Source organism: Marinobacter sp. OP 3.4, from assembly GCF_036224885.1.
GTDB lineage: Bacteria > Pseudomonadota > Gammaproteobacteria > Pseudomonadales > Oleiphilaceae > Marinobacter.
Map to the genome: position 1 here is coordinate 1 of NZ_JAVVLT010000033.1, position 10,618 is coordinate 10,618.

11 protein-coding genes and 1 tRNA gene are annotated in these 10,618 nt (G+C 61.7%); 7 read left to right on the plus strand and 5 right to left on the minus strand.

The window, feature by feature from the left end:
- Positions 1 to 241: 241 nt before the first annotated feature.
- The 4 genes from RO069_RS06780 to RO069_RS06795 are packed head-to-tail and all read left to right on the plus strand — an operon-like array spanning position 242 to position 3,726.
- Positions 242 to 1,369, plus strand: coding sequence for an MlaE family ABC transporter permease (locus RO069_RS06780; RefSeq protein ID WP_328186209.1), 1,128 nt, complete (start codon positions 242 to 244; stop codon positions 1,367 to 1,369).
- The gene (locus tag RO069_RS06785; protein WP_328186211.1) at positions 1,363 to 2,154 is read left to right on the plus strand and encodes an ABC transporter ATP-binding protein; all 792 of its coding nucleotides are present in this window, start codon (positions 1,363 to 1,365) and stop codon (positions 2,152 to 2,154) included. The genes RO069_RS06780 and RO069_RS06785 overlap by 7 nt, the downstream gene beginning before the upstream one ends.
- A 1-nt stretch (position 2,155) precedes the next feature.
- Entirely contained in the window at positions 2,156 to 3,094 is a 939-nt protein-coding gene (locus tag RO069_RS06790; protein ID WP_328186213.1) for an MlaD family protein, read from the plus strand.
- A complete protein-coding gene (locus RO069_RS06795; RefSeq protein WP_328186215.1) occupies positions 3,091 to 3,726 on the plus strand; it encodes an ABC-type transport auxiliary lipoprotein family protein in 636 nt (211 codons plus the stop codon). Before RO069_RS06790 ends, RO069_RS06795 begins: the two co-directional genes overlap by 4 nt.
- Here RO069_RS06795 and pgsA read toward each other — a convergent pair.
- The 5 genes from pgsA to RO069_RS06820 all read right to left on the minus strand — a co-directional run bounded on the left by pgsA (position 3,720) and on the right by RO069_RS06820 (position 9,107).
- Entirely contained in the window at positions 3,720 to 4,280 is a 561-nt protein-coding gene (gene pgsA, locus RO069_RS06800) for a CDP-diacylglycerol--glycerol-3-phosphate 3-phosphatidyltransferase (protein ID WP_328186216.1), read from the minus strand. The two genes, RO069_RS06795 and pgsA, sit on opposite strands and share 7 nt — an antisense overlap.
- 7 nt (positions 4,281 to 4,287) lie before the next feature.
- Entirely contained in the window at positions 4,288 to 6,159 is a 1,872-nt protein-coding gene (gene uvrC, locus RO069_RS06805; protein ID WP_328186218.1) for an excinuclease ABC subunit UvrC, read from the minus strand.
- A complete protein-coding gene (gene uvrY / locus RO069_RS06810; RefSeq protein ID WP_328186219.1) occupies positions 6,143 to 6,799 on the minus strand; it encodes a UvrY/SirA/GacA family response regulator transcription factor in 657 nt (218 codons plus the stop codon). Before uvrY ends, uvrC begins: the two co-directional genes overlap by 17 nt.
- A gap of 376 nt (positions 6,800 to 7,175) precedes the next feature.
- The gene (locus RO069_RS06815) at positions 7,176 to 7,430 is read right to left on the minus strand and encodes a hypothetical protein (RefSeq protein ID WP_328186220.1); all 255 of its coding nucleotides are present in this window, start codon (positions 7,428 to 7,430) and stop codon (positions 7,176 to 7,178) included.
- 45 nt (positions 7,431 to 7,475) lie between these two features.
- Entirely contained in the window at positions 7,476 to 9,107 is a 1,632-nt protein-coding gene (locus tag RO069_RS06820) for a methyl-accepting chemotaxis protein (RefSeq protein ID WP_328186222.1), read from the minus strand.
- Between the two features lie 195 nt (positions 9,108 to 9,302).
- Between RO069_RS06820 and RO069_RS06825 the strand changes: the two genes are divergently transcribed.
- The 3 genes from RO069_RS06825 (at position 9,303) to RO069_RS06835 (ending at position 10,528) form a co-directional block, all read left to right on the plus strand.
- Positions 9,303 to 10,001: an AzlC family ABC transporter permease gene (locus tag RO069_RS06825; protein ID WP_328186223.1), complete on the plus strand. Its 699-nt coding sequence runs from the start codon at positions 9,303 to 9,305 to the stop codon at positions 9,999 to 10,001.
- Positions 9,994 to 10,332 carry a branched-chain amino acid transporter permease gene (locus RO069_RS06830; protein ID WP_328186225.1) on the plus strand — a complete coding sequence of 113 codons (339 nt, stop codon included), beginning with the start codon at positions 9,994 to 9,996 and terminating at the stop codon, positions 10,330 to 10,332. The genes RO069_RS06825 and RO069_RS06830 overlap by 8 nt, the downstream gene beginning before the upstream one ends.
- 105 nt (positions 10,333 to 10,437) lie before the next feature.
- Positions 10,438 to 10,528 (plus strand) — tRNA-Ser (locus RO069_RS06835).
- The last annotated feature ends 90 nt before the right edge of the window (positions 10,529 to 10,618 follow it).

Below are 10,618 nucleotides of genomic sequence, written 5' to 3' on the forward strand. Positions count from 1 at the left end.
ACTCGCGACCCCAACCTTGGCAAGGTTGTGCTCTACCAACTGAGCTATTCCCGCTCTTCAGAGGCGTTGCCTCGTCAACGGCTGGGTATTCTACGGATTACGCCCGGGCCGTCAACACTTTTTATCAAGTTTATGTTTTAGTGGGGCTTTCATTGCAACTGCGCAACCGGTCCGACATTTCCTAACGCGCCGGATCCGCTATCATTCAGTTATCAGTCATTTTTCTGTACGGGAGCCTTGAATGCCGACAGCCGGCAACAGCCTGACGATCAGGGACGGTACGGTCATCCTTCAGGATGACTGGGTGTTGTCCCGTTTTACGGAACTCAGGCATGAGGTCCACTCGGCCCTCTCCGAAACCGCCCGGACCGTGGAACGGGTCGACTGGTCCGACCTGCGGCAACTGGACAGCGCCGGCGCCAGCCTGATTGCCGAACTGCTGGGCGGCGAACGCCTGGCACAACTGGCGGAATCCGACCCGGATCTGGCAGCCGAGCGCAAGGGCCTGCTGCTGACGGTGGCCCGTGCCACATCGGTCGTTGAGGACGGGCCACCGGTGCCACCCTCCGGACTGCGTCATTCCCTGGCGCTGATCGGTCGCTGGATCACCGGCTTCGCCAGGGACCAGAAGCTGCTGACCGGGTTTATCGGTCAGACCCTCACCACGATACTGGCCATGTTGCCCCATCCCGGTCGCTGGCGGCTCACCTCCCTGGTGGCCCATGTCCAGCGTACCGGCCTCAATGCCCTGCCCATCGTCGCCCTGCTCACCTTCCTGGTGGGTGCGGTGGTGGCCTTCCTGGGGGCCACGGTGCTGGAACGGTTCGGCGCCACCATCTATACCGTCCACCTGGTCACCTTTGCCTTCCTGCGGGAGTTCGGCGTGGTGCTGGCGGCCATCCTCCTGGCCGGCCGCACCGCCAGTGCCTACACCGCGCAACTCGGGTCCATGAAGGCCAACCAGGAGATTGATGCGTTGCGAGCATCCGGCCTGGACCCCATGGAGATGCTGGTGGTGCCCAGGGTGCTGGCCATGGTGATCAGCCTGCCGTTCCTGACCTTTGTGGGCATGGTCAGCGGGATTGTCGGCGGCGCCATGGTCTGCCTGTACAGCCTCGACATCTCGATCACCCAGTTCCTGTCGATCATCGAGCGGGAAATCCCCCTGAACCACTTCCTGGTGGGTCTGGGCAAGGCGCCAATCTTTGCCTTTGTCGTGGCCGTGATCGGTTGCCTCGAAGGCCTCAAGGTCAGTGGCAGCGCCGAATCCGTCGGCCAGCACACCACCTCCAGCGTGGTCCAGTCGATCTTCATGGTGATCCTGCTGGATGCCATCGCGGCCCTGTTCTTCATGGAGATGGGATGGTGACGGAACCGTTGATAGCCGTTAGGGGGCTGGAGAACCGCTTTGGTGACCACCGGGTCCACGACAACCTGGACCTGGACCTGTTCCCCGGCGAGATTCTGGGAGTGGTGGGCGGTTCCGGCACCGGCAAGTCGGTGTTATTACGAAGCATCATCGGACTCCGTCGGGCCAACGGCGGCACTATCCGGGTGTTCGGCAACGACCTGATGGCCCTGTCACCGGAGCAGCGATCCCTTACCGAGCGCCGTTTCGGTGTACTGTTCCAGGGAGGCGCGCTGTTTACCTCCCTGACCTTGCAGGAGAACATTGCCCTGACGTTGATCGAGCACGCCGGCCTGAGCCGGCGGAACGCGGAACACCTGGCCCGCATGAAACTGGCCCTGGTGGGGCTGCCCCCGGAGGCCGCCCTGAATTACCCGGCGGAGCTGTCCGGCGGCATGGTCAAGCGGGCCGCCCTGGCCCGTGCCCTGGCCCTGGACCCGGAGGTACTGTTCCTGGATGAGCCTACCGCCGGCCTGGACCCCATCGGCGCAGCCGGCTTTGATGAACTGCTGCGAACCCTTCGCAATGCCCTGGGCTTCAGCGTGTTCATGGTCACCCACGACCTGGACACCCTGTACGCCACCTGTGACCGTGTGGCTGTGCTGGCCCGGGGCAAGGTGCTGGTCGCCGATTCACTGGATGTGGTAGAACGACATCCGGACCCATGGATTCAGGACTACTTCCATGGCCCCCGGGGCCGCGCTGTTGCCGGAGCCCACCGCCAACCCGTAGAGGAGGACCGCTGACGTGGAACCCAGAGCCCACCACGTAGTGATCGGTGTCTTTACCCTGGCCACCCTCGCCGCCATCCTGCTGTTTGCCCTCTGGCTTGGCGATGCGGATAACAACCGCGACTACAGCCATTACATGGTTGGCTTCCACTATGGTGTCAGCGGCCTGTCCGAAGGCAGTCCGGTCCAGTACAGCGGTATTGAGGTGGGCAATGTGGTCAAGCTGAGCCTGGACCCGGAGGACCCCCGCCACGTCCGCGCCCTGGTCCGGGTGTACAGCGATGTGCCGGTGCGGGAGGACACCCAGGCCTCATTGAGCCTGGCCAACATCACCGGGGCCATGACCATACAGTTCCGGGGCGGTACCCCGGACAGCGCCAGACTGGAGGGGGATCGTGATAACCCGCCCTACATCGAGGCCGAACCGTCACAGTTCAGCACCCTGCTCAGCAACAGTGAACACATCGTCGAGAAGGCGGACCGGTTCCTCACCAATGCCAATCGCTTCCTGTCCGAGGAAAACGCGGAAAACCTCACCGTGACCCTGCAGAATTTCAGGACCACCACCGACACGCTGGTGGCGGAGCGGGACAACCTGAACCGGGCCCTGGTGAGTGTCTATGATGCCGCCGAGCGGGCCAGGACCACCTTTGACCGTTACAGTGACCTGGGGGATTACCTGGGCGAGCTGCTGGAGAACCAGGGGGATCCCACCCTGAACGCCACCCGGGAGGCTGCCCAGGCCCTGAACCGGGCCGCCGTCAGGATCGATACTCTGGTGGCGGAGAACGAGGGCTCTGTCAGTCAGGGCCTTCATAGCCTGGGAGAGCTGGCCCCGGTCATGCAGGAACTTCAGGCCACTCTGCGTAACCTGAGCCTGCTTACCCGGCGGCTGGAGGAAGACCCGGGGCGCGCCCTGCTGGGCCAGGACTCCATCCAGGAGGTGTCACCATGAGTCGTCCTGTTCCGTGGTTCTTCAGGGCGGGGGCCCTTGGCCTGATGATGGCCCTGACGGGCTGCAGCGTCGCCCTGTTCCCCGAAAAACAGCCGCTGCGGATCTTTACCCTGCCCTACGACTACCGGCCTCCCGCCGTGTCTGACGCGGGCCAGGATGCACTGCCGGTATTGAAGGTAGTGCGGCCCCAGGCCAACGGCGTCCTCAGCGGAGAGCGCATTGTGATCGAGCCCCGCCCCAACGAACTGGCTGCCTACAGCGATGTCCGGTGGATGACCGACGTGCCGCTGTTATTGCGTGACCACATAGTACGGTCCCTGCGGGATGATCCACGAATGGCCACCGTGGTATCGGACACCAGCGGGTCAGGCAGCGACATCACGCTGACGTCCGAGCTCAAAGCCTTCCAGGAAGACCGTACCGATGGCAGCGACACAGCGGTCCGTCTGTACCTGCAGGCACAACTGGTGGAGAACGGTAGCCGCCGCACACTGGTGACCCGGGATTTCCGGGTGCGGGTGCCGGTGGAAGGCGACGGTATCGAGGCAGCGATCAGGGCGTTCGGACAGGCTTCGGATCAGCTGTCGAGGGAGCTGGCCGACTGGGTGTTGGCGGCGCTCTCCGATTACTGAGACCTGTCGCTGTCCGGAAAGAGATCCGACCAGGCGGCCTGCAGGTAGAGCACCATGGACCAGAAGGTCAGTATCGCCGCCAGATACAGCAATGCCGTGCCAGCGTACGAGATCATGACACCCGGCGGTACGGCCAGCAGCAGGACGATGGCCACCATCTGCGCGGTGGTCTTGATCTTGCCGATGTAGGAGACGGCCACACTGGCGCGGCTGCCAATTTCCGCCATCCATTCCCGCAACGCCGAGATCACGATCTCCCGACCGATAATGACCATGGCGGGTATGGTCAGGAGGTAGTTGGCGTGTTCCTCGATCAGGACCGTGAGGGCCACCGCCACCATCAGCTTATCGGCCACCGGGTCCAGGAAGGCGCCGAATGGCGTGGACTGGTCGAGCTTGCGGGCCAGGTACCCGTCGAGCCAGTCGGTGGCGGCAGCAATGGCGAATATCGCTGCGCTGGCCACGTAACGCCAATCCACGGGCAGGTAGAACACCATCACGAAGACCGGAATCATCACGATGCGTGACAGCGTCAATACGTTCGGCAGATTCATTAATTCCCTACTCGTCGTGTAATGCGGCGTAGATGGTTTCGGCCAGGGCCTTGCTGATGCCCTGCACCTTGGCAATTTCGTCGATGCCGGCGTCCCGCAAGCCCCGCACACTGCCAAAATAGCGTATCAGGTCCCGGCGGCGTTTGGGCCCCACCCCTTCGATGCCTTCCAGCGTGGACTGGCGCCGTTTCTTGTCCCGGCGTGCCCGATGGCCGGAAATCGCAAAGCGATGGCTCTCATCCCGGATATGCTGGATCAGATGCAGCGCCGGCGAGTCCGGAGGCACCCGGAAGACCCGGTCCGTCAGGGCATCAATCAGCTGTTCCATACCGGCCTTGCGGGTGACGCCCTTGGCGACCCCGATCAATGGTATATCACGGATCTCCAGTTCCTCGAAGACTTCCCGGGCCATCCGTAACTGCCCCTTGCCGCCGTCGATCAGCACCAGGTCCGGGCGCTTGCCTTCGCCGTTCACCATTCGCCGGTAGCGGCGGGTCAGTACCTGTCGCATGGCGGCATAGTCGTCGCCAGCGGTCACCCCTTCAATATTGTAGAGCCGGTAGTCGCTCTTGAGGGGCCCATTCTCGTCGAAAACCACACAGGATGCGACCGTGTTTTCCCCGGAGCTGTGGCTGATATCGAAGCATTCCATCCGCGACGGCGTCTCCGGCAGGTCCAGCAGGTCACGCAGCGCCAGCAGGCGACGATAGACCGTTTCCTTGCTGGCCAGGTGGGTCATCAGGGTCTGGCGGGCATTGGTCTGGGCCAGTTCCAGCCACTTGCGTCGCTCCCCCCGGACATTGCTGCGGATCCTCGTCTCGCGACCAGCCTGCTCCGACAGGGCCTGGGATAACAGCTCATGTTCCTCCGGCAGGGTGGTAACCAGAATGTCCCGGGGAATCTCCCGCCGGGTGGCGCCGCCGAAGTAGAACTGACCGAGGAACGCGCTCAGCAGTTCCTCATCGCTCTGTTCTATGGAGAAGCGGGGAAAGTAGTCCTTGGTGCCCAGTACCCGTCCACCGCGGACAATAATGACCACCAGGCAGACAACGCCGGCATCCTGGGCCATGGCCACCACATCGGCATCGCCACCCTCGCTGTCAATGGCCTGCTGTTCCTGCACGTGACGCAGATGGTTGATCTGGTCGCGGCAGGCGGCGGCCTTCTCGAATTCCAGGTTGGCCGAGGCCTTCTCCATGGTGTCCATCAGGTCCCGGATGATGGCTGGATTCTTTCCCTCCAGGAACATGGTGGCGTGACGGACGTCGTCCTGGTATTCCTCCGGCGTCACATAGCCAACGCATGGGGCCGTGCAGCGGTTGATCTGGTATTGCAGGCAGGGCCTTGTCCGGTTTCTGAAATAACTTTCAGAACAGTCCCTTATGCGGAAGATCTTCTGCAGAATATTAAGACTTTCCTTGACTGCGCCAGAGCTGGGATAGGGACCGAACCAGGTTCCCTGCCCCTTGCGGGTGCGTCCCCGCCGGAACGTCAGCGATGGATAGTCGGAATGATGTGAAAGGTAGATATACGGGTAGGACTTGTCGTCCCGCATCAGGATGTTATAGGGCGGCCGTTCCGACTTGATCAGGTTCTGCTCAAGCAGCAGGGCCTCGGTTTCGCTGCCGGTAACCGTGACTTCAATATGATGGATGCGGGACACCAGGGCCGCAGTCTTGGGGGCCAGGCCTGTCTTGCGGAAATAGCTGCCAACGCGCTTCTTGAGGTTGCGGGCCTTGCCCACATACAGCAGCCTGCCCTCGCCATCGTACATGCGATAGACGCCGGGGCGTTCCGTTAGCCGCTTGAGGAATGCCTTGCTGTCGAATTCCTGGTCCTCTGGCTGTGGCTTCGTAGCCGGGTCAGACCTTGTCGGCATCCAGCAACCCGAACCTTACCGCCATCAGGGCCAGTTCCACATCGCTGGAAATCTCCAGCTTCTCGAAGATCCGGTAGCGGTAACTGTTGACCGTTTTCGGACTCAGGCACAGTTTGTCGGAAATGTCCTGTACCTTCTGGCAATCCACCACCATCATCGCAATCTGGAGCTCCCGCTCGGACAGGCGGTCGAACAGGGATTCATCCTGATCCTCGGCGTCACCACCCAGCTGCTTGAGGGCCATTTTCTGGGCGATCTCGGGGCTGATGTAGCGCTGGCCGGCGTGGGCCTTGCGGATGGCCCGCACCATCTCGTCGATATCGGCACCCTTGGTGATATAGGCAGTGGCGCCCGCCTGCATGACCCGGGTGGGATAGGGATCGTCGGCACAGGCCGTCACCACGATCACCCGTATGGAATCGTCCAGCCGCAGGATCTTGCGGGTTGCCTCCAGGCCCCCGATACCGGGCATGCGGATATCCATCAGCACAATGTCCGGGCGGTTCTTGCGTACCGCCTCCACCGCCTCTTCACCGGACGAGGCTTCGCCAAGTACCTGGATATCCGGGTTATCGGCCAGCATCCGGGTAATCCCGGAACGAACCAGTTCGTGGTCATCTACAACCAGTACGCTGATCAATGTTCACCTCTTGCCTGGATCAATGCTGCGATGCGCGGTGGAATCCACCGATTGTACCGCCAGTCGGAATGAACGAATAGCCTACGAATTAACACCTTTGGAAAACTGTAGCTTTTTTACCCGCGTAATCAAAACCTGTGGTTGCCAAGTATCGATAATCCGGCGGGTTTCATAAAGCCCGGGCCGGTCGGAATCAGTCGACAAAGCTGACAGCGCCTCATTCTGACAGATTTCATTGCATGTATGACAGGTACTTCTTTACGACAGAGATCATCCGGGACTTGCCTCCATCCTCACGAAAACCGGGTACATCATGATACGGCGGAACGGCTATAAACAGAACTGGCTTTAGGTTATACCCTATTATTCAGCCTGTTTATGGGGAAGGAGGCCGCCCCAGCCCCGCTGTATTCTCCACGGGGTCAAACCAGACCACCAGGTCTCCGCGCCGGACGGCGGACATCACCCGGTCCTGTTCCTGCAGGGGGCTTTCCTGATCGTTGAGGCCATGGTAGCGGGTGCAATATTCCTGGACCAGCCCTTCCAACTGATCGTCCGTCAGCAGGCTGGTGTCCACCACGAAGGGTTCCTGGCGGGGATCCGCCTCGGAGATTTTTTCGGTCTGGTCCATGATGGCGCCTCCGTCCGCGAAAAATGAACGGCCATCATAACTCACTCAGGGGGTATTATGGGGCCTGGTGTCCCGGACACTGAAACGGGCGACGATCTCACGGATGGAGCCGGACTCAACGCGCAGGGCATCGCTCACCTCCCGGGTCTGGGATACCGAGCCCACCAGCCGTTCGGCGCTCTGGGTCAGGCTCTGGGAGCGACGCCCAACCCGGTCGATGTTGTCCCGCTGGGCCAGGATGGCGCCGTCGATATCCTGGCTCAGGGATTCCAGCCGGGAGAAGTGTTCGTTAAGGCTTTCAAGATGCGCTCTCAGGTTATTGAGCTCGCTGCGGTTCTCATCCCCTGCACTGCGCATTTCATGGAGCCGCTGCTCGATTCCGTCAACATTGTCCACCAGGTCGCCCACCCACTGGCGGATTTCCCCGGTGGAGTCCGACGTACGGCGGGACAGGGTCCGTACCTCATCCGCAACCACGGCGAAACCCCGGCCGTGTTCACCAGCACGGGCCGCCTCGATGGCGGCGTTCAGGGCCAGCAGGTTGGTCTGCTCGGCAATGTCGGCGATCACGCTCACCACCTGCTCCACCTTGCCGGTGGACGACGACAACACCTGGATGGCACCAGACACCTCGCCAATCACCCGGACCGTATGATCGGCAGCTTCTTCGGAACGGGCCAGCCCCTGCTGGATGTCCCGGTTACCGTCCACCGCCGTGGCGATGGTGGCGCGGGAATCCCGGGCGGCGGTTTCCACGTTGTCCGCCTGGGCGGTAATCTCATCCATTGACGTGGACACGTCGGACACCTGGTCCCGGGTCTGCCGCGAGGCCTGCTGAACGGTTTCCGCTTCCTCCTCCAGGACCCGGGCCCGTTCGTCCAGGGACAGCGCTGCCTTGCGCGTGTCCTGTATGAACGTCTCAATGCGTGCCACCAGGCCACCAATCGCGGTGCTCACACCGGCCACCTCGTCACGCCCGGACACAACCGGGGGCTCCCGCAGGTCTGAATTGGCTTCCATATACCGCAGGGCGGCTTCCGTGCGACGCAATCGGAGAATCACGGTATGCCGCAGCCATAGGGTCATCAGCAACACCGTCCCCAGGAACACCAGCGAACCGGCCACCAGGTAACCACCCTGGCGCTCCATAAAGGCCAGCAGGCTGTCGGCGCTGGACTTGATGGCCTGGCGGCGTTCCAGTTGCTGCTCCCGGATCGCCATGAGCATCGGATCCACCGCGGGCACCAGTTCGAAATCCACGACCTGCCCCACCTGATAGTAGGACCTGGCCTGGATACCCTCGGCCATCGCATCCAGCAGGGCTTCCACCTCGCCATAGGCCTGCTGATGGGATTCAGCCCAGGGGGACAGATCGGGGTTGTCGGAGATCGCCTGCCAGTGCTCCGGCAGGCTTCCCCGGATATTGTCGAACTCCCCGTTGATCTCATCCCACAGCAGCAACTGGGCCTTGATCTTGTAGGCCAGGTCCTGGATCTGACGCAGGTCCTCCTCCAGGTCGGTCAACTGCCACGACTGGTGGAGCTCCCGGTTGACCAACGAGTCCGTGGCGTTGCTGGCCTGGCCGATGATGGACCAGGAAATGGCGGCCAGCGCCGCCAATGCCGTTACGGCCAGAAACGCAAAGAAGAAGATACGGGCACGGACGGTGGCAAGCATGGATCACTCCGGGTAGAAACCTGATGTCGGCACCCTATGGCACTTGAATGACAGTTCTGTTTCAGATGCCGGAGCAAGTCCCGGATTTTCCGTGAAAAATTGTAAAATCAACAGCGCCCGCACCAGATATGGGCAAAGCAACGACGGTCGGGTTACCATGTGCCGCTTCCCGTCACTGCTGTTTACGGAAACGCCATGAATCCGACGCTGTTCCGACAGACCCTGCCCATCCTGTTCGGGTACCTGCCCCTGGGCATGGCCTTCGGGGTGCTGTTCACCGCCCAACTGGATTACGCCTGGTGGTACGCGCCACTGATGGGCATCACCATCTTCGCCGGGGCCGGCCAGATCCTCTCGGTCAGCCTGATCGCGGCCCAAGCGGGGCTGCTGGAAGTGTTCCTGGCCATGTTCGTGCTCAACGCCCGCCACCTGTTCTATGGGTTGTCACTGCTCGGCCAGTTCCGGGGTGCTGGCTGGCGCAAGGCCTACCTGATCTTCGGCCTGACGGACGAAACCTATTCACTGCTTACCAGCCGCCCCCGGCCAGGGTCCCGGGAGCAGGAACAACGCAACGACTTCATGATCACCCTGCTGAACCAGTGCTACTGGGTGGCCGGTTGCGCCATCGGCGCCCTGCTCGGTGACAACATCAGCTTTGACAGTACCGGCATTGAGTTCGCGTTGGTGGCCCTGTTTATCGTGCTGACCATTGAGCAGTACAAGGCCCTTGGCGAAACCTTCCCACTATGGACCGGCGCGCTGGCAGCGGCAGTGGCGGTGGCCCTGCTGCCAGATGCCCACCAGCTGATTGGTGCGGTGGTGCTGGCCACCGGCGCCTTGCTGCTTCAGTACCAGCGCAGGAAATCCCCCAGCCCGGAGCAGAGCCATGGATGACACAACCTATATCCTGGCCTTCATCGCGGTAGCCACCGCCGCCACCTTTGCCACGCGGGTGATACCGTTCCTGTTCCTGTCCCGGCACCACGAGCATCCGCTACTGCTGCACATTGGCCGCTACCTGCCCGCTGCCGTCATGGCGCTGCTGGTCGTTGTCTTCCTGATCCAGTCCGCCAGCTGGAAAGCCCCGGCGTTCGGCATTGACGCCCTGCTACCCTGTGCGGTTGTGATTGCCCTGCATCTATGGCGTCGGAACGCCCTGCTGTCCATCGTGGCCGGTACCGCTGTGTACATGGTCATCCAGCAGGCCGGTGTGTTCACATCCTGACCAACGAGGATTTTTTTCAGGCCAACGGTTGCCAAACCCCAAAAAAACCATTACAGTTTTCGCCCTCAAATGAGCGACGAGGTCGCTGATTTGGAACAGTTTATTGGAGAGGTGGCCGAGTGGCTGAAGGCGCACGCCTGGAAAGTGTGTATACGTTAATAGCGTATCGAGGGTTCGAATCCCTCCCTCTCCGCCAATAACGAAGCCCGGCAGAAATGCCGGGCTTTTTTATGGTTCATCGCGCTTTACCGGGAAACGCTGCTTTTATCTTCAGGAAGAAGTAGTC

Excerpts from the sequence above, each read along its gene's own strand:
- RO069_RS06780 (WP_328186209.1), top strand. The coding sequence starts at position 242 with ATGCCGACAGCCGGCAACAGCCTGACGATCAGGGACGGTACGGTCATC.
- RO069_RS06785 (WP_328186211.1), top strand. The coding sequence starts at position 1,363 with ATGGTGACGGAACCGTTGATAGCCGTTAGGGGGCTGGAGAACCGCTTT.
- RO069_RS06795 (WP_328186215.1), top strand. The coding sequence starts at position 3,091 with ATGAGTCGTCCTGTTCCGTGGTTCTTCAGGGCGGGGGCCCTTGGCCTG.
- pgsA (WP_328186216.1), bottom strand. The coding sequence starts at position 4,280 with ATGAATCTGCCGAACGTATTGACGCTGTCACGCATCGTGATGATTCCG.
- uvrC (WP_328186218.1), bottom strand. The coding sequence starts at position 6,159 with ATGCCGACAAGGTCTGACCCGGCTACGAAGCCACAGCCAGAGGACCAG.
- RO069_RS06815 (WP_328186220.1), bottom strand. The coding sequence starts at position 7,430 with ATGGACCAGACCGAAAAAATCTCCGAGGCGGATCCCCGCCAGGAACCC.
- RO069_RS06820 (WP_328186222.1), bottom strand. The coding sequence starts at position 9,107 with ATGCTTGCCACCGTCCGTGCCCGTATCTTCTTCTTTGCGTTTCTGGCC.
- RO069_RS06825 (WP_328186223.1), top strand. The coding sequence starts at position 9,303 with ATGAATCCGACGCTGTTCCGACAGACCCTGCCCATCCTGTTCGGGTAC.
- RO069_RS06830 (WP_328186225.1), top strand. The coding sequence starts at position 9,994 with ATGGATGACACAACCTATATCCTGGCCTTCATCGCGGTAGCCACCGCC.